General features: G+C 45.4%; 28 protein-coding genes, 2 tRNA genes and 3 pseudogenes. 14 read left to right on the forward strand and 19 right to left on the reverse strand.

The window, feature by feature from the left end:
* Positions 1-40 precede the first annotated feature (40 nt).
* Positions 41-786: pseudogene (gene modA, locus DXE44_RS02680) on the forward strand (molybdate ABC transporter substrate-binding protein).
* A gap of 84 nt (positions 787-870) precedes the next feature.
* Here the strand turns inward: modA and DXE44_RS10900 are convergent.
* The 5 genes from DXE44_RS10900 to DXE44_RS02705 are packed head-to-tail and all read right to left on the reverse strand — an operon-like array spanning position 871 to position 3,990.
* Positions 871-1,452, reverse strand: coding sequence for an MBL fold metallo-hydrolase (locus DXE44_RS10900; protein WP_114652451.1), 582 nt, complete (start codon positions 1,450-1,452; stop codon positions 871-873).
* 36 nt (positions 1,453-1,488) lie between these two features.
* Complete coding sequence (locus DXE44_RS02690; protein ID WP_114652453.1) at positions 1,489-1,815, reverse strand: MBL fold metallo-hydrolase; 327 nt, start codon at positions 1,813-1,815, stop codon at positions 1,489-1,491.
* Positions 1,816-1,825: 10 nt separating this feature from the next.
* Entirely contained in the window at positions 1,826-2,716 is an 891-nt protein-coding gene (locus DXE44_RS02695; RefSeq protein ID WP_231970552.1) for a cation diffusion facilitator family transporter, read from the reverse strand.
* A complete protein-coding gene (locus DXE44_RS02700; RefSeq protein ID WP_415065063.1) occupies positions 2,709-2,939 on the reverse strand; it encodes a thioredoxin family protein in 231 nt (76 codons plus the stop codon). Before DXE44_RS02700 ends, DXE44_RS02695 begins: the two co-directional genes overlap by 8 nt.
* Positions 2,929-3,990, reverse strand: a complete 1,062-nt coding sequence (locus DXE44_RS02705; RefSeq protein WP_114652457.1) for a permease — start codon at positions 3,988-3,990, stop codon at positions 2,929-2,931. The genes DXE44_RS02700 and DXE44_RS02705 overlap by 11 nt, the downstream gene beginning before the upstream one ends.
* A gap of 91 nt (positions 3,991-4,081) precedes the next feature.
* Between DXE44_RS02705 and DXE44_RS02710 the strand changes: the two genes are divergently transcribed.
* The 6 genes and pseudogenes from DXE44_RS02710 (at position 4,082) to DXE44_RS02730 (ending at position 7,007) form a co-directional block, all read left to right on the forward strand.
* Positions 4,082-4,411, forward strand: a complete 330-nt coding sequence (locus DXE44_RS02710) for an ArsR/SmtB family transcription factor (protein ID WP_114654320.1) — start codon at positions 4,082-4,084, stop codon at positions 4,409-4,411.
* A complete protein-coding gene (locus DXE44_RS02715; RefSeq protein ID WP_114652459.1) occupies positions 4,401-4,886 on the forward strand; it encodes an arsenate reductase ArsC in 486 nt (161 codons plus the stop codon). Before DXE44_RS02710 ends, DXE44_RS02715 begins: the two co-directional genes overlap by 11 nt.
* Positions 4,883-5,389 (forward strand): arsenic resistance protein, encoded by a 507-nt coding sequence (locus DXE44_RS11490; protein ID WP_269460664.1) that lies wholly within the window; start codon positions 4,883-4,885, stop codon positions 5,387-5,389. Before DXE44_RS02715 ends, DXE44_RS11490 begins: the two co-directional genes overlap by 4 nt.
* Positions 5,362-5,754, forward strand: coding sequence for an arsenic resistance protein (locus DXE44_RS11495; RefSeq protein WP_269460665.1), 393 nt, complete (start codon positions 5,362-5,364; stop codon positions 5,752-5,754). The genes DXE44_RS11490 and DXE44_RS11495 overlap by 28 nt, the downstream gene beginning before the upstream one ends.
* A gap of 42 nt (positions 5,755-5,796) precedes the next feature.
* A pseudogene (gene arsH / locus DXE44_RS02725) lies at positions 5,797-6,473 on the forward strand (arsenical resistance protein ArsH).
* Between the two features lie 234 nt (positions 6,474-6,707).
* Positions 6,708-7,007, forward strand: a complete 300-nt coding sequence (locus tag DXE44_RS02730; protein WP_114652461.1) for a helix-turn-helix domain-containing protein — start codon at positions 6,708-6,710, stop codon at positions 7,005-7,007.
* Positions 7,008-7,033: 26 nt separating this feature from the next.
* On the opposite strand, the gene DXE44_RS02735 is transcribed toward DXE44_RS02730, so the two are convergent.
* The 3 genes from DXE44_RS02735 to DXE44_RS02745 all read right to left on the reverse strand — a co-directional run bounded on the left by DXE44_RS02735 (position 7,034) and on the right by DXE44_RS02745 (position 8,658).
* Positions 7,034-7,270 (reverse strand): hypothetical protein, encoded by a 237-nt coding sequence (locus DXE44_RS02735; RefSeq protein WP_114652463.1) that lies wholly within the window; start codon positions 7,268-7,270, stop codon positions 7,034-7,036.
* 69 nt (positions 7,271-7,339) lie between these two features.
* Positions 7,340-7,765, reverse strand: a complete 426-nt coding sequence (locus tag DXE44_RS02740; protein ID WP_114652465.1) for a universal stress protein — start codon at positions 7,763-7,765, stop codon at positions 7,340-7,342.
* Between the two features lie 119 nt (positions 7,766-7,884).
* On the reverse strand, positions 7,885-8,658 hold the full coding sequence (locus tag DXE44_RS02745) for a sulfite exporter TauE/SafE family protein (protein WP_114652467.1): 774 nt from the start codon (positions 8,656-8,658) through the stop codon (positions 7,885-7,887).
* A gap of 115 nt (positions 8,659-8,773) precedes the next feature.
* Between DXE44_RS02745 and DXE44_RS02750 the strand changes: the two genes are divergently transcribed.
* The 5 genes from DXE44_RS02750 to DXE44_RS10915 all read left to right on the forward strand — a co-directional run bounded on the left by DXE44_RS02750 (position 8,774) and on the right by DXE44_RS10915 (position 13,075).
* Positions 8,774-9,667, forward strand: a complete 894-nt coding sequence (locus DXE44_RS02750) for a pseudouridine synthase (protein ID WP_114652469.1) — start codon at positions 8,774-8,776, stop codon at positions 9,665-9,667.
* A gap of 7 nt (positions 9,668-9,674) precedes the next feature.
* Positions 9,675-10,757 (forward strand): tRNA dihydrouridine(20/20a) synthase DusA, encoded by a 1,083-nt coding sequence (gene dusA / locus DXE44_RS02755; RefSeq protein WP_114652471.1) that lies wholly within the window; start codon positions 9,675-9,677, stop codon positions 10,755-10,757.
* A 64-nt stretch (positions 10,758-10,821) separates the two neighbouring features.
* Positions 10,822-10,897 (forward strand) — tRNA-His (locus tag DXE44_RS02760).
* Between the two features lie 62 nt (positions 10,898-10,959).
* A complete protein-coding gene (locus DXE44_RS02765; protein ID WP_114652473.1) occupies positions 10,960-11,730 on the forward strand; it encodes an SUMF1/EgtB/PvdO family nonheme iron enzyme in 771 nt (256 codons plus the stop codon).
* A gap of 19 nt (positions 11,731-11,749) precedes the next feature.
* A complete protein-coding gene (locus DXE44_RS10915) occupies positions 11,750-13,075 on the forward strand; it encodes an ATP-dependent DNA helicase (RefSeq protein ID WP_114652475.1) in 1,326 nt (441 codons plus the stop codon).
* Here DXE44_RS10915 and DXE44_RS02775 read toward each other — a convergent pair.
* From DXE44_RS02775 to DXE44_RS02815, 10 genes and pseudogenes are all read right to left on the reverse strand, one after another.
* A complete protein-coding gene (locus tag DXE44_RS02775) occupies positions 13,072-13,416 on the reverse strand; it encodes a hypothetical protein (protein ID WP_114652477.1) in 345 nt (114 codons plus the stop codon). The two genes, DXE44_RS10915 and DXE44_RS02775, sit on opposite strands and share 4 nt — an antisense overlap.
* Positions 13,417-13,471: 55 nt before the next feature.
* Positions 13,472-13,765 carry an ADP-ribosyl-(dinitrogen reductase) hydrolase gene (locus DXE44_RS02780; RefSeq protein WP_231970553.1) on the reverse strand — a complete coding sequence of 98 codons (294 nt, stop codon included), beginning with the start codon at positions 13,763-13,765 and terminating at the stop codon, positions 13,472-13,474.
* Between the two features lie 332 nt (positions 13,766-14,097).
* Positions 14,098-15,687 (reverse strand): gamma-glutamyltransferase family protein, encoded by a 1,590-nt coding sequence (locus DXE44_RS02785; RefSeq protein WP_114652479.1) that lies wholly within the window; start codon positions 15,685-15,687, stop codon positions 14,098-14,100.
* 13 nt (positions 15,688-15,700) lie between these two features.
* Positions 15,701-16,425, reverse strand: a pseudogene (locus tag DXE44_RS02790) (LrgB family protein).
* Positions 16,422-16,775: a CidA/LrgA family protein gene (locus DXE44_RS02795; protein WP_114652481.1), complete on the reverse strand. Its 354-nt coding sequence runs from the start codon at positions 16,773-16,775 to the stop codon at positions 16,422-16,424. Before DXE44_RS02795 ends, DXE44_RS02790 begins: the two are co-directional and overlap by 4 nt.
* Before the next feature lie 23 nt (positions 16,776-16,798).
* The gene (gene purU, locus DXE44_RS02800; RefSeq protein WP_114652483.1) at positions 16,799-17,653 is read right to left on the reverse strand and encodes a formyltetrahydrofolate deformylase; all 855 of its coding nucleotides are present in this window, start codon (positions 17,651-17,653) and stop codon (positions 16,799-16,801) included.
* 45 nt (positions 17,654-17,698) lie between these two features.
* Complete coding sequence (locus DXE44_RS02805; protein ID WP_162785861.1) at positions 17,699-18,004, reverse strand: hypothetical protein; 306 nt, start codon at positions 18,002-18,004, stop codon at positions 17,699-17,701.
* A 106-nt stretch (positions 18,005-18,110) separates the two neighbouring features.
* A complete protein-coding gene (locus DXE44_RS02810) occupies positions 18,111-18,518 on the reverse strand; it encodes a surface-adhesin E family protein (protein WP_114652487.1) in 408 nt (135 codons plus the stop codon).
* 75 nt (positions 18,519-18,593) lie between these two features.
* Positions 18,594-18,884: a penicillin acylase family protein gene (locus tag DXE44_RS10535; RefSeq protein ID WP_231970554.1), complete on the reverse strand. Its 291-nt coding sequence runs from the start codon at positions 18,882-18,884 to the stop codon at positions 18,594-18,596.
* Positions 18,881-20,887, reverse strand: coding sequence for a penicillin acylase family protein (locus tag DXE44_RS02815; protein ID WP_331851852.1), 2,007 nt, complete (start codon positions 20,885-20,887; stop codon positions 18,881-18,883). Before DXE44_RS02815 ends, DXE44_RS10535 begins: the two co-directional genes overlap by 4 nt.
* Before the next feature lie 304 nt (positions 20,888-21,191).
* Here DXE44_RS02815 and DXE44_RS02820 point away from each other — a divergent pair.
* Positions 21,192-21,279 (forward strand) — tRNA-Leu (locus DXE44_RS02820).
* A gap of 21 nt (positions 21,280-21,300) precedes the next feature.
* Positions 21,301-21,747, forward strand: a complete 447-nt coding sequence (locus DXE44_RS02825; protein WP_231970555.1) for a hypothetical protein — start codon at positions 21,301-21,303, stop codon at positions 21,745-21,747.
* On the opposite strand, the gene DXE44_RS02830 is transcribed toward DXE44_RS02825, so the two are convergent.
* On the reverse strand, positions 21,744-22,157 hold the full coding sequence (locus DXE44_RS02830) for an ExbD/TolR family protein (protein ID WP_114652489.1): 414 nt from the start codon (positions 22,155-22,157) through the stop codon (positions 21,744-21,746). The two genes, DXE44_RS02825 and DXE44_RS02830, sit on opposite strands and share 4 nt — an antisense overlap.

The following is a 22,157-nucleotide window of genomic DNA, read 5'->3' on the forward strand; positions in this document are numbered from 1 at the left end:
ACACTACAAGAATAGCGAGCATTGGAGAAATTGAATGACCATGGTTAAAAGTATTCTTTTGGGATTTTTGACTCTCTTTATCTCGACCGCTATTGCTCAAACTGCGCCAACAGTGGCTGCCGCCTCAGATCTCAAGTTTGCTATCGAAGAAATTGCCGCTAACTATAAGGCTGATAAAGGCCAAGATGTCAAACTGGTGTTTGGCTCATCTGGTGTGCTGTGGCAGCAAACCAAAAATGGTGCGCCATTTAGTCTGCTGATGAGGCTTATGTAGATGACTTATCTAAAAGTGGCTTAACGGTTAATGGGGGGAACCCTGTATGCAATCGGCAGAGTCGTTCTCTTGCAAAAAAAGATGGCTCAATTCAGCTCGGCGCTGACAAAGATACCCTAGTGAAAGCAATTCAAGCGGCTAAGAAGATTGCAATAGCCAATCCGGATCACGCTCCTTATGGCAGGGCGGCAAAAGAATACCTTATTAGTATTGAGGTCTGGGATTTGGTTCGGCCGAAGCTGGTCTTTGGAGAAAATATTTCTCAAGCCACGATGTTTGCTTTAACGGGGTCGGCTGATTTTGCGATCTCCGCTTTATCTCTAGCTTCTTCGCCACAAACTCAAGCTCAATCCTCATCTGTGTTGATACCGGATAGTCTTCATAAACCACTGAAGCAAAAGATGGCTTTGATCAAAAACACTGCACCAAGCGCTAAAGATTTTTACCTCTATCTGCAAGACCCTAAGTCAAGGAAAGTGATGAAGCAATACGGTTTTTCTGTACCGCAATAGGGTCGTAACCCCGTAAACCATCCTGGGCGTCTTAAAGCTGTCTGCTATCTTGACTTTGGTGAGTAAGGTGGCTACCGCGAACCTTTACTCTGACTCAAGCCTTAGATAGGCTCGACTAATATTACCCTTATGCAAATCTTTAAAGTTGGCTAGATTTTCAAATTGAGGTGCGCCAGCCAGATTCTTCACTGCGCTCTCAACCCCAGCCATATCCTCAGCATATTTCTTGACGCCCCTAACAATGAAGGCGAGATAGTCGCAAGTCTGTGTTCTCGCTTTTTTAATGTTTGTAATGGAGCCATGTCCAGGCACAATAATCTTGGCATTCATCACCTCAATCTGATTAAAGGCATCCAACCACTTTGTGGCATCGCTTTGTGGGAGGATCCCCAGCAGTCGATCAACATAAATATGATCACCTGAAAATAAAATTCCAGAGCTAGGAAGATAAACAACAGCGTCACCAGCAAAGTGAGCATGGTTAAAATATCGAATTACTATATCAACGCCACCAAGATTGAGTTTTGCGTAATCAGTTTCCGGGGCTTTTGGGCTGGCGAATGGAGTAGTGCCATTAGCTCTTTCCCTTAAAACTGTCTGAACGCTGGTGATTTGACCTAAACCTAGGCTTGATTGGGTAATAGTTGTTCTTTTCAGTGCAACGATCTCTGCACCTTGTTTGGCAAAGTAATCATTACCAAGCTAGCGGTGATCTTGTGAGCCCGTATTAATAACCCAGCGTACCTTTTTGCTGGTCAGTATTTTTACTTCTTTCTCAAGAATGGCTGCACCCTGAGGTGATGCTCCACTATCAATCAAAATGGCGCCATCAGGGGTATCAATGACCCCAAAATTCGCATTAAGTCCATAGTTCTCATAAGTCCTTGGGCCAATAGAGCCAATCAGGGCGTACGTATTTTTATCTAGCTTAATGGGCTTTAAGTCTGCATTTTGAGCAAAAGCAGTTTGAATGAATGCTGTTGATATGCAGGCAATGAAAAATACGAATCTTTTAATTAGTGAAGGCATAGTTAGGCTCTTAATAATTAAAACAAGAAGTGCTAATAGGCGCTCTTGTTATCTGGATGGTGGCATGGGAGATATGAAATTGGGCTAACAATGCATCTTGGATTTGATCAATAGAAGCATCATCATGCTGCCAGTTAGGAATAATAAGTTGAACTGTTAGGGCAACGTCAGAGGTGCTCATTGCCCAGATATGTAGGTCGTGAACTTTTGCAACACCTTCGATGGACTTGAGATATTCATAAACCTTGGGCAGCTCTATTGAGTCGGGTACGCCATCAAACATCATGTGCACAGTCTTCTTAAATAGATTAAGTGCACTCACAATAATGATGGCGGATATAGCAAGACTTAACACAGGGTCCAGCCACTCCCACTCAAAGTAGAGGCATAAAACTCCAGCAACGACAACCCCTAGGGACATTAATGCATCTGCCATCATATGTAAGAATGCAGCCTTAAGGTTCAAGTTCTTCTCTTGGTATTTGAGGAAGAGAAGGGCCGTAAAGGCGTTAATCGCAATGCCAATTCCGGCTACAGTGATAACCACCAATCCTTTCATCGACTCTGGGGATTGCAGTCTTTGGACGGACTCTAGAATTAAGGAGCCCATCGCTACTAGGAGTAAGACTGCATTAATGAATGCCGCCATGATGGAGGCTTTTTGCCACCCAAAGGTATGGCGAATATTCGGGCGCAGGCTAGCCACAAAGGTTGCTACCCAAGCCAGCAACAGTCCAGCGACATCACTTAGATTGTGACCAGCATCAGCAATTAAGGCTAGCGAGTTAATCTTCCAGCCATAAAACGCTTCCACAACTACATAGGCAAGGTTTAAGCCAATGCCAACAGCAAATATGGTGTTGTACGTTGGCTTACTTACATGTGAATCGTGATTATGCAAACCACTGCTCAACTTTTTCACGACTTGGAATGCCGCCAGTATGAACTACCTTGCCATCCACGATTACACCGGGAGTAGACATGATGTTGAATTTCATGATGTCTTGAATATCTTCTACCTTTTCCATGGTGATCGACACACCTCTTTCTTTGGCAACTTCCTCCACTAATTTGACTGTGGCTTTGCAGTTGCTGCAACCAGTACCTAGTACTTTAATGTCCATGATGATTCCCTTGTAGAGCAGCGTTAAAAATATAACCAACAATCAGAATGCCTGTTGCTACGATGCTGGCAAAGATGATGATCAGGCGAATCTTCAAAACCTTACGCAAAATAATCATTTCAGGCAAAGATAGGGCAATTACGCTCATCATGAAGGCTAATACAGTGCCAAGTGCTGCACCTTTGGCTAGCAAGGCTTCCACAATTGGAATAATCCCAGCGGCATTGGTATACATAGGCACACCAATGAGTACCGCAACAGGAACAGACCACCATGCTTCTTTACCCATCAAACTTGCCATGAAGTCTTCTGGGACATAACCGTGAATTCCGGCACCAACACCAATACCCACGATGATGTATGGCCAGACTTTGACCACAATCTCTTTAATGGCCGCTTTCCCAGAGTCAATGCGATCGCTTAAGGTCAGGCGGTCAGTATCAACTGTTGCCACAGTCTTAGGCATATTGATAACCCAATCTTCCAAATAGGGTTCTAGCTTGAGTTTGCCAATGACCCAGCCAGCAATGATGGCTGCGGATAGTCCAAGCACCAAATATAAGCTGGCAATCTTCCAGCCAAATAATGTGAAGAGCAAAGTCAAAGCCACTTCATTGACCATTGGCGCGGAAATCAAGAATGAGAAGGTAATTCCTAGTGGCACACCGGCCTGAACAAAACCAATAAAGAGAGGTACGGCAGAGCAGGAGCAAAAGGGCGTAACAATTCCAAGGCTTGCTGCCAGGATGTTGCCTACGCCTTCTGATTTTCTGGCTAGTAGAGCTCTGGTACGCTCAGGTGTGAAATAGGAATTAATTATCCCCATGACAAAGACAACGCCAGTAAGTAGCAGCAATACCTTAGGGGTGTCATAGAAAAAGAACTGCAACGCATCGCCCAACTGACTTTGACGCTCAATTGGTAGTAATGAGACTATCCACTCGGAAACGGGAATGAGTGATTTATAAAGCCCATACCAAATAATGGTGGCGCTAGCTAAAAATAGCTTTGGCCAGTCTTTTAAGGCTGCCAGGGGCGTTGTGAGATTCATGGGATTCCTTTTGAGTATTTTGGAGCAGGGAATGCCTCATCAATTTGATGTATGTCATAAAATTGCAACATTATTCTATTATTATCGAATTATGAAAAATATCGAAGCAATACAAGCATTCGTTGCCCTAGGGCAGGAGTCACGCTTAAACGTTTACCGCCTCATTGTGCAAAAGGGCGATACAGGTTTAATGCCATCGCAAATTCATGAGATGTTGGGTATTCCAAATGCGACACTCAGCTTCCATCTAAAAGAGCTCTATCAGGCCAATCTCATTACGGTCGAGCGCCAAAGTCGCAACCTCATCTATAGACCTAACGCTGGCATGGTTGAAGAGCTCAGCGAGTTCTTGTTAGCTAACTGCTGCGGCGGTAAATCTTGTAAAACACCAAAATCTCTAAAAAAGGTAAATGCTCAATGAAATAGTACAACATTCTTTTTTATGTACCCATAATTCTGCTCGATCAGTGTTGGGTGAGGCTTTAGCATCAACGCACCCAAGTGGCAAGTTTGTAGGTTATTCAGCAGGCTCAACACCGGGTACAAGTGTTAATCCAATTGCTGCCGATATTGCGGAGGAGTTAGGTATGGACCGCGCTCTTTTGAGATCGAAGAGCTGGGATGAATTTGGATTGGAAGATGCGCCCAAGATGGATTTTATTGTGACCGTTTGCGATAATGCTGCTGGCGAGGTTTGTCCATTTTGGCCCGGTAATCCTGCAACAGCACATTGGGGATTCCCTGATCCATCGCAAGTGCAGGGTACTGATTTAGAAAAGAGAGCAGCATTTCATGAGGTCAAAAATGGCCTTAAAAGACGCCTAGATAGCTTGGCAGCAATGCCATTGGAAAAACTCGACTCGATGAGCCTTAAAGAAATTCATACTAAAGCATGAGCTCGATCACAAAAAAACTTTCTTTTCTGGACCGTTATTTAACGGTCTGGATTTTTGTAGCAATGGCAGTTAGTATTGCCTTAGGCCACATTATTCCGGGTATTGAAGTGTTTATTAATTCCTTCCAGGTCGGCACAACTAATCTTCCAATTGCTATTGGCTTGATCTTGATGATGTACCCGCCATTTGCCAAGGTGCGCTACGAAGACTTGCCTGACGTATTTAAAGACAAGCGCATCTTCGGTATTTCTATTTTGATGAACTGGATTATTGCGCCGACTTTAATGTTCTTTTTGGCAATTACTTTTGTTCCTGACCAACCGGAATATATGGCTAGCCTGATATTGATTGGTATTGCACCTTGTGTTGCGATGGTCATTATTTGGAATGATTTGGCCAAGGGCTCTACTGAATACGCTGCTGACTTAGTGGCATTTAATGCCATTTTTCTAAAGAGCATTACCACGAGCACTTTGTGCCTCGCATTGGCAAGATCACTTTAATAGCTTTGCTCTTCACCATCATCGTGATGTTTAGCCTCAAAGGCGGCGTCATCTTAACGCTTCCGATGGATGTCGTGACTATTGCCGTGCCATTGTTGGTTTCCTTTCTCATCATGTTCTTGCTGACTTTCTTGGTGACTGGCAAGATGGGAATCGATTACAAACGATGCTGCACGCTTTCCTTTACCGCTTCCAGTAATAACTTTGAGTTGGCTATTGCTGTTGCTATTGCGGTCTTTGGAATTAATTCTGGAGCAGCCTTTGCGGCAGTCATTGGCCCATTAGTTGAGGTGCCCATCATGATTGGCTTGGTTACTGTAGCCTTATGGTTTAAGGAAAAGTATTTTCAAAAGGACGCTTCTTAAGTGTTTGAGTCTCCACTGCAATTTCCTGCCTTAGTAGAGGATTTGTTTCAGATTCCTGCATTAGAAAAATTGAGCATCCAAGCTGGCGATCATGCGCCTCGGTTTCTGATACTGTATGGCTCACTACGTGAGAGATCCTATAGCAAGCTCCTTACTTTAGAGGCGGCGAGGCTATAACCGCTATGGGTGGCGAAGTCAAAATTTTTGACCCTACTGGTCTGCCTCTAGTTGATGACACACCCGATACCCATCTAAAGGTGCAGGAGTTGCGTCAATTAGCCTTGTGGGCAGAAGGAATGGTTTGGACTTCCCCGGAGCGGCATGGTGCTATGACTGGCTTGCTAAAAACACAGATTGATTGGATTCCATTGTCTGAGGGTGCTATTAGGCCAACTCAAGGCAAGACCTTGGCTGTAATGCAGGTATGTGGGGGATCACAATCCTTTAATGCGGTTAATCAAATGCGCATCTTGGGTCGATGGATGAGGATGATTACTACCCCCAATCAATCATCGGTTGCCAAGGCTTTTACAGAATTTGAGGAAGATGGACGTATGAAGCCATCCTCCTTTTATGATCGCGTTGTCGATGTCATGGAAGAGCTCTATAAGTTCACATTGCTGACTCGTGGAGTTAGCGAGTACTTGACGGATCGCTACAGCGAGAGAAAAGAGTCTGCCCAGGAGCTATCTAAGAGGGTAAATCAAAGGGCAATTTAACCCCTGAGAATTTGCTATCAACTCTAACTTCAATGCGGGGTTTATTTGTGAGGTCAATATACCCTCACTATTGGATGGCCCTTGCGCAACATGGTTGTTTGATGCTAACATATTTGTTAGCATCATTGAATGACTTATACCATTCGCTATTACAGCCCCGATGCTCAAGAAATCGCAGAAAACTCCCGATAAAGAACTAAGGCTAGCCAAGTTGAGAATGAGGGAAGTGAAATTATGAAGACAAAGACATTGACCCATAAACAAGCAGTTAGCAAGATGTTAAAAAATCCAGCAGTCAAGGCTGAGGTTGAGCGCTTAAATAAAGAGGAGTTTGCGATTCTTGATGAAATACTGCAGGCTCGTAAAGCCGCAGGTTTATCTCAGGCTGAAGTGGCTCGCAGAATGGGTACACAAGCTCCTGCAATAGCCAGACTCGAAAGCTCTTTGGCAACTGGAAAGCACTCCCCAAGTTTAAGTACGCTGCGAAAGTATGCTGCTGCCTTAGGTAAGAGGGTCGAATTACATCTAGTCTGATCCGACTAATTTTGGGCTATTGTTTGTTATGCCTTAAATGGCCTAACGAGATTCTCTAAAGCAAATGCATCATTAGTTTGCCGAAGTTCATCAATTGATACACGGAGTTTCTTGAGCTCTTTGCATGACAACTTACGCAATTTTTTGCGATCCATCCCATAGGTATCTACTAGATAGCGGACCCTGGATAGGCAGATCTGCAGGCGGATGAGCCAGACCAGGGCAAATAAGCCGGGTGCAAACAATAGAAGCAAAATACTCATTTATAAATCCATAAAAAGGCCGTCACACGGACGGCCTATTGAAGTTAATCCGATGATTAACCTTTGTGCTTATTTAACCAATAAAACAGGCTGCTTGACTGCATTGCTTACCTTTTGGGCGACAGAGCCCATGATGGCATCAACAATGCCGCTACGACCTTTTGACCCCATTACCACTAGATCAAATTTCTCTTTATTGGCCAAGGCAATAATTTCATTGGCAACATTACCGCGCTTAATTACCATGTTGTGTTTTACAGCCGCTGTATCAAGGGCTTTCTGAGCTGCCTTGAGCTCTTTTTCGCTGACTTCACGAAGGTAATCATCGATTACGCTATTGGCGACAAATTGCTTTACATGACCAAGCCCAATATCGTCATGAACGCTGATCAATGTGACTGTGCACTTGCTGCGTAAATCCTTAGCTAACTTTCCAACATACTTGGCCGCATTGAGCGAAGATTTGGAGCCGTCAACTGGTAATAAAATTTTCATTTGCCCCTCTATTTTTGTAGTTAATAAACTGCACCTGCATATGTCTAATTTACTATGAAAATCGCCATAAATCTACGAAAAAATGCCATATCCACTAAGGCTGTTGTCTAGAGCTTGATTTACTTCAGAAAGGCATCGTAGAAGGTTTTGATAATCAGTATGGTGACCAGAATGAAAAAGCCTTTGCGGATAAAGGTATTGCCGTGTTTGATGGCAATCTTAGTGCCAATTTGGCCGCCTACGAGATTAGCGCTAGCCATCAATAAGCCAAGCTGCCAGTCAAAAAAACCGAGATAGAAAAAGACGCAGAGTGCCCCTAAATTGGAGGCAATATTGAGGTACTTCGCAGGCGCTGCAGATCGTAAAAAATCAAATCCCAATACTCGGGTGTAGAAGAGTTTGTAAAACGCACCAGCTCCAGGCCCCAGAAAGCCATCATAAAAACCAATGATGCCTGCACCGGTAGAGGCGATTGCTTTTTGTTTGTGATGCTGACGCTTAGGTGCATGCACTAGACCGGCACTGGATTTGATATTAAAGATCAGCAGCGCAAGCAATAAAAAAGGTAGGGCGCCTCTGAGCCATTCAGTTGGTAATTGAGTGACGAGGTAAGCGCCTGCAACTGAGGCAAAAAATGCAAATGATGAAGAAATAATGACTAGGCCCCAAGGGCTTTTATTGGCCCGACTGTACTGAATGGCTGAACCAATAGTCCCCACAATCGAACCAAACTTATTAACTGAGAGCAGGGTGGCTGGCGGATAGCCTGGTAAAGCAGCAAAAAGGGCTGGCACTTGAATCATTCCTCCGCCACCAATAATGGAATCGACCAAGCCTGCAAATAAAGCGCACGCGAGCAATAAGCCAAGGTCAAATGCGGAGAGTTCAAGCATGTTGTCTATTATTTTCTAGTTCTTATGGGTGTTGCTGGCTCATTTTAGAGGGGTTTCTGGATAGTCGTATTGAGATTCTTTTATTTCTCCGGGTGGAGTGGATAATCTAGTCCAAATGAAAGTCAATTCTGAAGGAGTCTCCTCATCCAAGGTGTATTTGCCTGCCGGACAGGATTACGCCTGTCTGTTGGATTTCTTTATTGCCAATTTCCCGCATATTGATAGAGGTGAGTGGGAAGCTCGTTTTGAGGAAGGCCTGGTATTTAACCAAGAGGGTGAGGCGCTTGCTGCAGGCGATGCCTATCTTCCTAATACACATTTACTGTATTTCAGACGCCTGGCTCGAGAACCAGAAATTCCATTTGAGGAGAGCATTCTTTTTCAGGACGAACATATTCTGGTTGCAGATAAACCCCATTTTTTACCGGTGACGCCAAGCGGTCTTTATTTACATCAAACCTTGCTTAATCGGCTGAAGAAAAAAACTGGGATTCAGGACTTGAGTCCGATTCATCGGATTGATCGCGATACGGCAGGCCTAGTGATTTTTTCTGTGAATCGGCAAGAGCGAGCCCAATACCAAAATTTATTTAGAGATCGCGCAGTCAAGAAAGTCTATGAAGCAATCGCACCCTATTCAGAAGGTCTGATCAATCAATTGCCAATGACTTATCAAAGTAGATTGGAAGAGTCTGAACACTTTCTGCAAATGCAGGAAGTGGAGGGTATTGCCAATGCTGATACCTTGATTGAATTGCTTGAGACAAAAAAACCTTGGGCTAAATATCGCTTAACCCCTGGTAGCGGCAAGAAGCATCAATTGCGTTGTCATCTCAATAGCCTAGGCATCCCCATTCAGTATGACCAGATCTATCCCATCCTGACGCCTTATCAAGAGTATGATTTGGACTTTTCCAAACCTCTGCAGCTTTTAGCAAAAGAGATTTATTTCAAAGACCCGGTAACGGGAAAAGAGCGATCTTTTGTGACCCAGAGAGTATTGGCTTGATATTGGTATGACTGTAAAAACACCCAAACGCTTAGCGGTTGCCCCGATGATGGAGTGGACAGATCGTCACTGCCGTTCTTTCCATCGCACGCTCACCAAAGAAGCGGTTCTCTATACCGAGATGGTGACTACCGGCGCTCTTATTCATGGGGATGTGCCACGTCATTTGGATTATTCACAAGACCAGCATCCTGTTGTCCTTCAATTGGGTGGCTCTGAACCTTCTGATTTAGCTAAGGCTGCGGAGTTGGCGCAGCAGTGGGGCTACGATGAGATTGATCTTAATTGCGGTTGCCCTTCAGAGCGCGTTCAACGTGGCGCCTTCGGTGCTTGCCTCATGGCTGAGCCACAACTCGTTGCAGATTGCGTCAAAGCAATGAAAGCCGCTGTGGATACTCCCATCACGGTAAAGCATCGTCTTGGCTTAGATTCGATGGATGCCGCCAACTCTGAGGCGGACTATCAATTTACATTGAACTTTATTCTTGCTGTAGCAGATGTAGGCGCAAGCCAGGTAACCATTCATGCGCGCAATGCAGTGCTGAAGGGTTTATCTCCCAAAGAGAACCGCAGCAAACCACCATTACGTTATGAAGTAGCTGCAAAGCTTCGCTTGGATGCTCAAAAGCAATTTCCTGATCTCAAAGTATTGCTCAACGGTGGCCTGGAAACGAATGATCAAATTGCCGGTCATTGGGATAACTTTGATGGCTTTATGGTTGGAAGGGCGGCCTATCATTTCCCGGCATTGCTTTTGGGTTGGGATGACATGATTCATACCGATGGCGATGCGGCTGGCTACCTCTTTAGTGAAACTGAATGGCATCGCATTCAGATTGCACTGGTTAAGCAAGTACAAGCTTGGTTTGATGAGTGCCAAGCCAAAGGAAAGCCTTTTTATATTGGTGCATTCACCCGCCACATTCTGGGCCTGGCTCATGGCAGGGCAGACTCTCGCTACTGGCGTCAGCGTCTTTCTGATCACCATGCTCTAGCTAAAGTTCAAAGTAAAGCGGCCATTTTGGACTTCTTTATTGATGCTAGTCTGACCCTGGGTGATTGGGCAGCATTTGACTTTGAAAGCACCTAAACCCTGCATCTAAGCCATTTTTGACAGGGTTTTGGCTCAAAAGCTATAATCTAAGTCTTCAGTGGCGGACGTAGCTCAGTTGGTAGAGTCCCAGATTGTGATTCTGGTTGTCGCGGGTTCGAGCCCCGTCGTTCGCCCCACCGAATATTGCATTATCCTAAGGCTCCCTTCGTGGAGCCTTTTATTTTTTGAGATCATTCTGATGAAAAAATTCGATATTCTCCCAATTCTGTTTGGCTTGGCGCTATCAGCTATTGCTGCGTACTTTATGTTGCGATCTACGCCCGCCAATAGTGCGCCTGCATCAACTATTCTTGTAGTTAAAGTCGGATCTGTATCTTGGGATCAAACCGAGATGACTATTGCCGATGTCAAAACTTTTGCTGATGCCACTGGTTTTGTAAGTCAGGCCGAGAAGAATGGCGGTGGACTTTCTTATGAGTCTGGCTTTGTCAAAAAACCTGGCTGGACTTGGAAAACCCCCTATGGCCTTACCCCCAAATCCAGCGAGCCTGCGGTACATCTCAATCAATCTGAAGCCGCTTCTGTTTGTCGCTTCTATGAGAAGCGTTTGCCTACTGATGCTGAGTGGACCTCTGCAGCATTTGTGGAACAAAGAGAGGCTCCTCCAGTTGGCTATACCAAAGGTCAACATTATCCGTTTCCAGGTGGAACAACTCCGGTTGTCTCCCATTGCTTGAATGGTTGTGGTGATTACAAGGGTGTAGCACCACTAGGTGCATTAAATCGCGGTACTGGTCATGTTCCTGCTGGCACTACTAAGCCTGGCGTCAATGGCTTATTGGATATGGGTGGCAATGTTTGGGAGTGGACTGCAACTGAGCGCAATGGCGGTTTCATTACTCGAGGTGCTTCGTGGTGGTATGGCCCAGAGAGACAAAAAGAGTCTGATGTGGAGTCCAAGTCAGCAGATATCGGTGTGGTGTATATCGGCTTTCGCTGCGTTAGTTGATCCCATGAAACAATAGGGGATGACCAATCCCGTAGTAGACCCATCCGCCATTGAAATTACCCCTGAATACCAGGAGGTAATCGACGCCATTGAGCGTCACGACCCTTATATTTTTGTGAGTGGTAAAGCGGGTACCGGCAAGACCACCTTAATTGGCTATCTGCGCGAGAACATCCCAGGTAATGTCGTGGTGGTGGCACCAACCGGTGTAGCTGCATTACAAGTGAAGGGTGTCACGATTCACTCCTTCTTTCGCTTGCCGCCACGCTTGATCTTTCCAGAGAAGGATATCAAGCCTTTAAAAGATAAGCGCCTCTATAAAGATATCCGACTACTCATCATTGATGAGATCTCCATGGTGAGAGCAGACGTGATTGATGCAATGGATTTATTTCTGCGTGCCAATGGCCCTCATAAGAGCCAACCCTTTGGCGGCATTCAAGTGATGTTTGTGGGGGACTTATTTCAGTTGCCGCCAGTAGTATCTCAGGCGGATATGCAGGTGCTATCTGAGCGCGGCTATGAAGGTCCTTATTTCTTCTGTGCGATGGCTTTGCATCGTAAAGATGTGACGATGGTGGAGTTGTCTAAGATCTTCCGTCAGAAGGATGCCCACTTTGCAGGACTTCTCAATCAGATCCGTATTAATCAAGATATTGGTGAGGCACTCAATATTCTGAATGAGCAGTGTTTTGAAAATGCACCAGAGGTAGATGATCAAACAATTACGCTGACTACAACCAATGCGCGTGCCGATCAAATTAATAATGCAGGCCTGCGTGCATTAACTACTGATGCCAAAGTCTACGCCGGTAATAGCACCGGCAAGTTTAATGTTGACGACCGTAATTTGCCTTCACCCAATCATCTGACTTTGAAGGTGGGTGCAAAGGTCATGTTTACCGCGACTGATAGCAACTTTCCTAAGTGTTGGGTCAACGGCACAATCGGAGTAGTGCGTGAATTGTTACCCAATAGCGTGAAAGTCATGGTGCAGAATGGTCCTTACTCCAATACGGTTGAAGTAAAGGGCCATCAGTGGGAATCCTATCGCTATGACCATGACATGATATCTGGAAAGATTTCACCCAACATCATTGGTACCTTTGTGCAGATCCCATTAATGCTAGCTTGGGCTGTCACCATTCATAAGAGCCAGGGCAAAACCCTCGATAAGATTAAAGTAGATCTCTCATCGGGAGCATTTGCATCAGGGCAGGTCTATGTGGCCCTGAGTCGCTGCACCTCAATTGAAGGGATCACCCTAGAGCAACCCATACAGCCCAGGGATGTGAGCTGCGACCAAGAGGTGAAGCGTTTCTATTTGAATTGTTTGCTTGGCTAAGCCGCTTTTGTCATTCTCTTATTGCTTTTTTGCTTCTCGGCCCGCTGTTTTTCTAGTGCTTCGCTGGCAATTAGCTTAAATTCGCCCTCAATGAATCTTTTTAAGGCTTCGCGCATGAGAGGTTGATAGCCTATATCGTATTTAGCGCCCAAGAGCTTATAGGACTCAATTAAGTCTTGCTCTAGTCTGATGGAGATCATTTGTAATCCCAGTGCCTCATCAATTTGGCCCCCAATTTTTTTATCGACGGCTCTTGCATGCTTAAGGTCGTTGCCAAATTCGCCACGCTCCCAAGCTTCAGCCGAATTCTCAATTTTTATCTTCTTATTTTTTGCGATCATCGCTTCCCCCGCTTTTGAGTTTTAATATTTTGTCACTTTCTCAGAAATGACACTTTTAGTAAGGTATTGATATTGTATTGTATATACGAATTTCAGTTGAATTAGGTGGAAATGCGCTTTTTAAGTAGATCAGTCCATCATCAAAGATAAAAACTACTTTTATTAGAATTCCCCGATCATTTTCTGCGATAAACCATTCTGTGGGAGGCTCTGTTTGGTGATCAAGTCTATTATCTAGAAGATAAGAGCGAGTTCTGTTAATGAAACACTGCTCAACATCCTGGCGGGTAATTTGATGTTTGATATTTAATTTTTCTTCAATTGCTGGGATAATCATCAGATTTTTCACACTCTCTCCCCCCTGTGTTGTATATACACATTTTATCAAATTGATTAATCCATGATTGAAAGATTGGAATGTATTTAAAGGAGATTGAGTGGGAGCCCTCATTAAAATTCTTCATGTTGCTACTCTGTGCTCATCAAATGAAAAAAAGATCTTGGCGGAAGCGATGAGTTCACTGGCTCGACGAGCAGCGCTTCGAAGTTGCGGCATCAGGGCAAGGGGATGACCAGAGCTGATTGAGATGAGAGTTAAAAAATCATCGCCAGGGGCGGCGATGATTTTATTTTTAGTGAACTCCAGAATCTAGAAGATGAGAAACCAGAGTGGTTAACTGCTTAGAAGCCCGCTGCTAATCCATCGCGGCGATGATCGCTACCAGCAATATAGGCATCTTTAGTTTCTTCGCCGAGCAGTGCAATTGCTTGGGCGCTACCAAAATCCAAGCTGTTTGCTGGCATTACAGTCACTTCATGCCCCATCGCCTTTAAGCCTTCAACCACCGCTGTGGGCATAGAAGCTTCTACCGTGAGTTTGCCAAGATCATCAATTCTCCAGCGGGGCGCATCAGAGCAAGCTTGGGGATTGAGATACTCATCAACAAATCGCATGACAAACTGAATGTGTCCTTGTGGCTGCATATTGCCACCCATCACACCAAACGCCATAGTGGGTTGATTGCCCTTTGTTAGGAATGCAGAAATGATGGAGTGAAAAGGGCGCTTACCTGGCGCTAGTTGATTGGGGTGGCCATCTTTCAGGCTAAAGCTCATGCCGCGGTTATGGAGTGCAATGCCGCCGGGGGCAACAACTCCCGAGCCAAAGCCCTTAAAGTTCGACTGAGTGTAAAAAATCATCATGCCGGATTCATCTGCAGCACAAAGGTAAACGGTCCCACCAGCATGAGGATCCCCCGCACCATAGCTACCCGCTTGATTGTGATTAATGAGTGCAGCACGGCTAGCTAGATAATCTCTGTCTAATAAAGCACTAGCTTCCACCGTCATCGAGCTGGCATCAGATACGTAGGCATAGGCATCGGCAAAAGCAATGCGCATTGCTTCTACTTGAAGATGAATGCGTTGCGCAGAATTTGCAGGATATTGTTTTACATTGGCTGCCTGCAAAATACCCAGTGCCATTTGCGCAGCGATGCCCGAGCCATTGGGTGGAATTTCATGGAGAGTGTATTCGCCGTAATCAAATGCTAAAGGCTCAACCCATTCGGTTTGATTGTTTGCAAAGTCAGTCATGGTGAAACAACCACCAGTACTTTGTGCGAAGTCAACCATGCTTTGCGCTAACTTACCGGTATAAAAAGATTCACCTTCAGTATCAGCAATTTCACGAAGTGTTTTTGCTTGAGCCGGGTAGCGCCATATTTGGCCGGCAACCGGGGCTTTGCCATCGATCAAAAAAGATTCACTAAAGCCCGGTTGATTCTTTAGAATCGGAACTGCTTCGCGCCATTGGCGAGCAATCACCGGTGAAACTGGAAAACCATTCTCAGCATAATCAATTGCGCGCTTAAAGAGTTGCGCAAAAGGTAGCTTGCCAAATTTACGAGATAACTCAATCCATCCTGACACCATGCCTGGTACGGTTACGGTATTCCAGCCAATCAAATCCATTGCAGCTTTGCCTGAAAAATAGTCTGGCGTCCATGCTCCTGGTGCGCGACCAGAGGCGTTCATGCCATGGAGTTTTTTGCCATCCCAAATCAATGCGAAGCCATCCCCACCGAGACCATTCATGGTCGGCTCAACTACGGTGAGTGTGATTGCTGTTGCTAAAGCCGCATCAACCGCATTTCCTCCATGTTGAAGAACTTCAATACCAGCTTGGGTTGCTAAAGGCTGTGAGCTAGCAACAGCATTCTTAGCTAACGCTGGGGCGCGGGCGCCACTATAAGGAGGAGAAATCAACATAATTGCAATTTTCTTAATTAAAGATGTGATACAAAATCGGAATAGCTACCGCACTAATCACGCCATTCATGCCCATAGCGAGACTGGCATATGTGCCTGCTTCAGGATGAATACTAAATGCTCTCGAGGTGCCAATATCGTGAGCACCAATGCCAATGGCAAAGCCGCGCTGCCACCATGCTTTCATCCCCAATGCATTCAGAATAAAGGGCGCCAAAATAGCCCCCAGAATTCCGGTGGTGACGGCAAAGATAGCGGTGAGAGTTGGGGATACACTAATACGCTCAGCGATACCCATGCGATTGGTGCAGTCACCGACTTGGGATACATGGCATCAGTGATGCTGGAATCGGCACCGAATAGCTTGGCGATATTGACGGCGCTGATGATAGATACCAAGCCACCCACAACTAAAGACGCCAGCAAAGGAAAAGATCGACCCTTAAGACTGCTGAGTCCTCTATATATTGGTATTGCCAATGACACAGTGGCCGAGCCTAATAAGAAGTGAATAAATTGCGCACCTTCAAAATAGGTGGAATAGGGCATCTCAATGAATTGAATCATGCTGGCCACCAAGATGATGGCAATAGCTACTGGGTTCGCTAGGGGATTCTGTTTGGTGGCTTTATAGATCAAGAGGCCAATTTGATAGGCTGCCAAAGTAATAAAGAGGGCAAATAAGGGGCTAGCCGAAAGGTAAACCCAAATCTCTACGATGGAGTGCTTTTCACTCATGATTCAGTGCTCTGATGTTTTGCGCTTAAAAAGTGGACAACAATTGCCGTTGTGGCGATTGTCAGAATAACGCTACCCACTAAGGCGCTCACAATAGCCAGTGCATTGGCTTTGAGTTGGGGTAAAAATAGGACCACACCTACTGCTGCCGGTACGAATAAGAGTCCAAGGTATTGGCTAAAGCCGTCTGCGACCATCGCGAGATCGTCGTTAATTCCTTTACGTAGTACCAGCCAAACAATCAAAAGGACCAAGCCAATCACAGGACCGGGAAGAGTCGGCAAAGCGAACTTGGATACGAGCTCGCCTAGACTCTGGAATAACAGTATTTGAACAAGGCCGGAGATCATAAATAAGGCCTCAGAGATTCAACTTAATCGGAGAAGACAACCGAAGTGGCGCCGTTAATCAAGACGCGGTCATGCAAGTAATAACGAAAAGCACGTGAAAGCACAGTGCGCTCTAAATCTCGACCTTTGCGAACCAAGTCTTCAGGTGTATCGCCATGGGTGACGCGAGTCACGTCTTGTTCAATGATTGGACCTTCATCCAAATCGCTAGTAACAAAGTGTGCTGTAGCGCCAATCAACTTAATACCACGAGCATGAGCCTGGTGGTAAGGCTTTGCACCTTTGAAGCTAGGCAAGAATGAGTGATGAACGTTAATACAGCGTCCAGATAATTTGGTGGACAAGTCATCCGACAGAATTTGCATATAGCGCGCCAAAATAACCATATCCACTTTTGAATTAGCAACAATCTCTAGCGGCTTTGCTTCTTGAGTTGGTTTAGTTTCTGGTGTTACTGGCAGGTGATAAAACGGAATGTCAGCAAAATCAATGCTGGAGTACACCTCGCGCGGATGATTGGAAACAATTCCGCAAATAAGCATTGGTAATTCACCGATACGCCAGCGATAGAGTGGATCCACCAGGCAATGACCTAACTTGGATGCCATGATCAATACACGTTTTAAATCTTTGACAGCACGCAAGTCCCAAGTGAGATCAAAACGGTCAGCGATCTCTACAAAGCCAGTTCTCAAAGTGTTGCTATCAGCGCTACAGCTAAAGCTCACACGCATAAAGAAGCGTTTAGAAGCTTTGTCATCGAATTGTTGAGCCTCTTCAATGTCACCACCCAATTCAAAGATGTAGGTTGAAACTGCGGCAACAATGCCTGGTCGATTAGGGCAGGTAAGTGTGAGGTAGTAATTTTCTGTGGTCATGGCTTTAGTAGAGGGAATTGCTTATAAAGTCTGATTTTAGACTGCTTATTTAGAAGTAGTCAGGCTATCTGCAGGGCCTGGATAAGGCTCACTCATATCTTTGATAGTGGGAACGGGAATATCGTTACAAATGGGTTTAGGCCCCAAAGCATTGAGGAAATTGCAATCTTGTTTGGTGGCTGCAGAAGCAGCATGCTCCAAAGGGGATTTTCCGGTGGTTGCGGTAGAGATAGCGCTCGCCGCTGTTGAAGGATTTGCTACTGCTACCGAGACAGCGGCAGTTTCAACAGAGCTAGCTACACCAGTTGCTGAACTACCTAGGGCTAAAAGAGGGGCTGCGCAACCCATCATACCGAGGCAAAGGGCAGCTCCTCCAAGACTGATGCTTAGATAAAAGCAAAAAGCAGACCAGCCCGAAGGTTTTGGTCTGCTTAGGCAAGCACTCAAAGAAATGTAATTATTTGCGCTGGCAGACAACGTTAAACACTCCTGCTGCCCATGATTCATTTACAACAGGTTCAAATTCACTATCTGGAGTCTTGTTATCTGAAACTACTGCGCCGCTACCTTTATTGCCAGCAAACTCTTTGTATTCGATTGGGCGATAGCTAATAGCTGGGCAGTTATATTCATTGATCCCAATGATTGAGCTAACCGGCTGCTTTGTTTTGGGATTTACGCCAGGTTTTTTAAAATCTAACATCGACATAATCTGCGCTTTTTCGCCGGAAGCACTAACAGTATCTGGGTCTATATAAACCACCATTAACTCATTTGATCCCAATTCTTTCCACTCAGCGAAGCTGCTAGAGAACGGTAGTAAGGAGAGGGTGGCAAAAATAGTGAGTGCGTGTAATTTTTTCATATTCAATAGCGTTATCAATCAATCAATCAGCTAAACCCGAATCGGGCCTTTAGGCCCTATTCTAAACTCCCCGGCTTATTTTTCCTTAATATTCAGATCCAGTTGCTGGCTAATTTTTTTGGGCTTCATTTGCAGCGGGAGATATTCATTTTGAGCCCAAAGTCCACTCATATTCCGATAGAGCTTGCTTTGCACCCAGCCAGATTGACCAGTTTGATAAATAAAGAGAGATTGCTCTAAATCAGATAAATCAAAGAGCGTCCGAAGGCTTGGAGCCTGCTTAGTTTCAAAAGGATTATCGGCCCTGAGAAGTTCTAGGCGCCCCACATTGATGCTAAAGCTATCTCCAGGAAAAGACTGCGTCAAATTGAAGGGCTTCCCAAGAGCGGGACCTTGCTTAAGGGGCGATGCTCTGAGACGGCAATATGTGCATTGCCCCAAGTCCATTTTTTGGGGTTATTACCAAATTGGATGCTCAGTTGTTCTAGTGCTTTATCAAGCGCCGCATTGGAAGCGTCCGCACAACTTTCAATTTGTTCAGTATTGGGATCATTGCACCAAGGGCTATCGGGATTTTGCAATTGCAAAATCAAAGGCTGTCTAAAGTTGCGTGCCCCATAATTTTCTGTGAACAAATATCCCAAACGAGAAAAAAGTTTTCTTGATAGCTGATCAGCCCAGGCGTTGAATATGAGTGCACCAGCACTATCTATTTTCATATCACCATCAAAGCTTCTGCTCAGCTCAATGGCTTGTTGAGCTAAAGGATGTTTTGATTGAGCGGACTTACATAATTCTAATAATGGTGTAGCGCCCAAAGAGAGGGTATCTGCTTGCATTGATTTCATGGAGGCAAGATCATGCACAGATTTGCCTTTGATGAGGTCTACGATTCTGTCGTAGCGGGTTGGTAAATCCCAGTCGCCAGTCAGTGGGTTGGGATCGTTACTAGACAATATTCTTTGGTTCGCTGTGGCTATCCAGTTTGCGTCTGGGTTATTACTACTGGGCAGTTGATCAAATGGAACGTATCCAGCCCAGTCATATTGCTTCTCCCAGCCGAGTGCGGGTGCTACTCCATATAGCCCTTGGTGCAGGGTGCGCTTAGGGGCAACACCAGCCACCTGAAGTGAAATCTTTCCATCGACATCTGCCATCACCACGTTTTGCATGGGAGCATAGTTTTTACGCAGCGCTTGCTTAAATGCATTGATGTCTTTGGCGTGATTCATCTCCAGCAAACCGGCAACAGATTGATTTTCAATATCCAGGGCAGTCCAGCGTAAGCTGAGGGCAAAGCGATCGGTATCAATCGCTCTTTTGGCTCGTGCATATGATTCTGAAATCACGGGGCCATGTCGTGTCTCTTTAACCAAAAAGCGCAGAGGGGGCTGACCCTTGATGTCGATGATTTCTTGGCGAACTTTAAAAGGGAGCGAGCCCTCTGGGCCTCGATAGACACCAGGATTTTTTGGGTCTAATTGCTCAATATATAAATCCTGAACATCTGGGCCGGGATTCGTAAAGCTCCAAGCGAACTTATCAGTTCTACCTAGCACCACCACCGGAATACCAGGCAGGGTAGCGCCAATGACATTGAGGCCTGGTGCCTCCATATGAGCCATGTACCAAATCGCCGGTGCTGATAAGCCGAGATGTGGGTCATTCGCAAGTAAAGGTTTGCCAGAGGCTGTGAGCTGCCCGCTCAGCGCCCAGTTATTAGACCCAAGGCCATCCTTGCCGCCTGGCACTTCATTGATAGCTAATTCAGTTGCAGGTAGCTTCTTCGACTTTTGATCGCGTGTGAGTGGATTCGGATTAAATACATTGATGTCCCGATACATTTTGGCAAAGTCAACATTGCTCACAGGGTCGCCTGGCGTATATGCTGGCATCACTTCCCATACTTGCTTCGTAGTTAAAAATTGCGAGAGCTCAAGTCGCTGCAATTCTTTATGCCAGTTACCACCCAGATCTAGTGCCATCATCAACATCCATGTCACGCTGTCCGTAGGGGACCAATGACCTGGTTTAGATCCAGTTAAAAAATATTCAACTGGTAGGACCCAGCCTAAGTGAGCATTGCCAGCGTTAACTCCATCTGCATAGGATTGCAGTAATCGCTTGGTGGCAATAGGGTAGCGATCAAACTGTTTTTCGGCTGCATGCTTAATACCTAGAGTCCGAATAAAACGATCAATCGCTACAGTTTCTTTGCCAATAATTTCAGAGAGTCGACCGCTGGATAGGCGGCGGTTAATTTCCATTTGCCAGGAGCGTTCGCTAGCATGTAAATAGCCCAAAGCAAAGAGTGCATCGCTCGAGCTCTTTGCCTGAATATGAGGGATATCTGTCTCATCAAAGCTAATTGCAACGAATCCCCAAGGGTTTTAATGATCCGCTTACCGGAGGGGTTAGTTTGAGCTGAAACGAGGTAGATTATTCCCGCTGTAATGATCAATATTAGGGCTGCAGAACCAAGCCAAAAGACGGCTTTGAATAGAGCCTTAAGAGCTGGGCTTGGAGCGGAGATTTTCATGGGAATAGTTTAGTGGGTTTGCCTTAGCTGCCAGACCAACCCAGATGATTGAGGGCTTCCCGCCCCCAATGAGCCTCGCATGCTAAAATTTTGCTTGTCTTGATTTATTTAGTACGGCTTTATTGCTCGTGCGAGCCCGAGTGGTGAAATCGGTAGACACACAGGACTTAAAATTCTGCGACCTAAACAGTCGTGCCGGTTCGATTCCGGCCTCGGGCACCAATCGATTGATTTCAGGCATCCTTGAAATACCTTCCTATTCTTCTACTATTTCTATTTGCCACTCCCTGTTTAGCAGTAGAGCCTCTGGTTTTTACTTGTGAGCGCACAGAAAAGAATTACACCGAAACCTACGATCTCAAGCTTATTCCTGTTTCAAAAAATCAAAAGGCAAAAGTCTTTGTTGATGATCGAGATTTAGATCAATCAGATGAGTTTGGTCGGCAAATAGTTAAGAACGTGCTTATCACCGAATCCACAGTACTGATTTCGATGGAGGCTCACTTTCCACCAGAGAGTTTTGACGGTGTTCAATATGGCGCTGGTTCAGTCACCACTGCGATCACCATTAATCGCGCTACAGGCCAGTTGAGAAAAGCGGAGACCATAAAAGGTGGAATTCTCTCGGCAAGCCTCGGTGAGGGTACAAAGACTTACCAAGAACAGTGCACGGCTACTAAAAAACCTTAGTTAGGTTCAGTTACAAATCCGAGCTTAGTTAAACCAGCTCTGCGCGATGCTGCTAGCACTTGAGCAACATACTCATACTTCACAGACTTATCAGCGCGCAAATTGATTTCCGGTTGTGGTTCTTTCTGAGCAGCCTTTTCTGCATAGCCGTCAAAAGTCTTTAAATCAATCGGCGTGCTATTCCAGAATATTTGACCTTGAGCATCAATCGAGAGTTGAACTGATTCTGACTTTACTTCATTGCGTACGCTGTTAGCCTTCGGCAGCTCCACTTTGACTGCTTGCTGAATGACCGGCAAGGTAATGATGAAGATAATTAACAGTACCAACATGACGTCCACCATCGGAGTCATGTTGATTTCGGCCATGATGCCGCTTTCTTCTTGATCGTTCTGAAGATTAAAAGACAT

The organism is Polynucleobacter necessarius, assembly GCF_900095175.1.
GTDB classification, from domain to species: Bacteria; Pseudomonadota; Gammaproteobacteria; order Burkholderiales; family Burkholderiaceae; genus Polynucleobacter; species Polynucleobacter necessarius_I.

Bases quoted from the DNA above. Each gene is read 5' to 3' on its own strand.
- purU (WP_114652483.1), bottom strand. From the start codon at position 17,653: ATGACCACAGAAAATTACTACCTCACACTTACCTGCCCTAATCGACCA.
- DXE44_RS02705 (WP_114652457.1), bottom strand. From the start codon at position 3,990: ATGAATCTCACAACGCCCCTGGCAGCCTTAAAAGACTGGCCAAAGCTA.
- DXE44_RS11490 (WP_269460664.1), top strand. From the start codon at position 4,883: ATGAGCTCGATCACAAAAAAACTTTCTTTTCTGGACCGTTATTTAACG.
- DXE44_RS02730 (WP_114652461.1), top strand. From the start codon at position 6,708: ATGAAGACAAAGACATTGACCCATAAACAAGCAGTTAGCAAGATGTTA.
- DXE44_RS02745 (WP_114652467.1), bottom strand. From the start codon at position 8,658: ATGCTTGAACTCTCCGCATTTGACCTTGGCTTATTGCTCGCGTGCGCT.
- DXE44_RS02785 (WP_114652479.1), bottom strand. From the start codon at position 15,687: ATGTTGATTTCTCCTCCTTATAGTGGCGCCCGCGCCCCAGCGTTAGCT.
- DXE44_RS02810 (WP_114652487.1), bottom strand. From the start codon at position 18,518: ATGAAAAAATTACACGCACTCACTATTTTTGCCACCCTCTCCTTACTA.
- DXE44_RS02765 (WP_114652473.1), top strand. From the start codon at position 10,960: ATGAAAAAATTCGATATTCTCCCAATTCTGTTTGGCTTGGCGCTATCA.
- DXE44_RS02700 (WP_415065063.1), bottom strand. From the start codon at position 2,939: ATGGACATTAAAGTACTAGGTACTGGTTGCAGCAACTGCAAAGCCACA.
- DXE44_RS02690 (WP_114652453.1), bottom strand. From the start codon at position 1,815: ATGCCTTCACTAATTAAAAGATTCGTATTTTTCATTGCCTGCATATCA.
- DXE44_RS02710 (WP_114654320.1), top strand. From the start codon at position 4,082: ATGAAAAATATCGAAGCAATACAAGCATTCGTTGCCCTAGGGCAGGAG.
- DXE44_RS02775 (WP_114652477.1), bottom strand. From the start codon at position 13,416: ATGATCGCAAAAAATAAGAAGATAAAAATTGAGAATTCGGCTGAAGCT.
- DXE44_RS02735 (WP_114652463.1), bottom strand. From the start codon at position 7,270: ATGAGTATTTTGCTTCTATTGTTTGCACCCGGCTTATTTGCCCTGGTC.
- DXE44_RS02740 (WP_114652465.1), bottom strand. From the start codon at position 7,765: ATGAAAATTTTATTACCAGTTGACGGCTCCAAATCTTCGCTCAATGCG.
- DXE44_RS02805 (WP_162785861.1), bottom strand. From the start codon at position 18,004: ATGATGGGTTGCGCAGCCCCTCTTTTAGCCCTAGGTAGTTCAGCAACT.
- DXE44_RS02715 (WP_114652459.1), top strand. From the start codon at position 4,401: ATGCTCAATGAAATAGTACAACATTCTTTTTTATGTACCCATAATTCT.
- dusA (WP_114652471.1), top strand. From the start codon at position 9,675: ATGACTGTAAAAACACCCAAACGCTTAGCGGTTGCCCCGATGATGGAG.
- DXE44_RS02830 (WP_114652489.1), bottom strand. From the start codon at position 22,157: ATGTCTTTTAATCTTCAGAACGATCAAGAAGAAAGCGGCATCATGGCC.
- DXE44_RS10915 (WP_114652475.1), top strand. From the start codon at position 11,750: ATGACCAATCCCGTAGTAGACCCATCCGCCATTGAAATTACCCCTGAA.
- DXE44_RS02750 (WP_114652469.1), top strand. From the start codon at position 8,774: ATGAAAGTCAATTCTGAAGGAGTCTCCTCATCCAAGGTGTATTTGCCT.
- DXE44_RS02795 (WP_114652481.1), bottom strand. From the start codon at position 16,775: ATGATCTCCGGCCTTGTTCAAATACTGTTATTCCAGAGTCTAGGCGAG.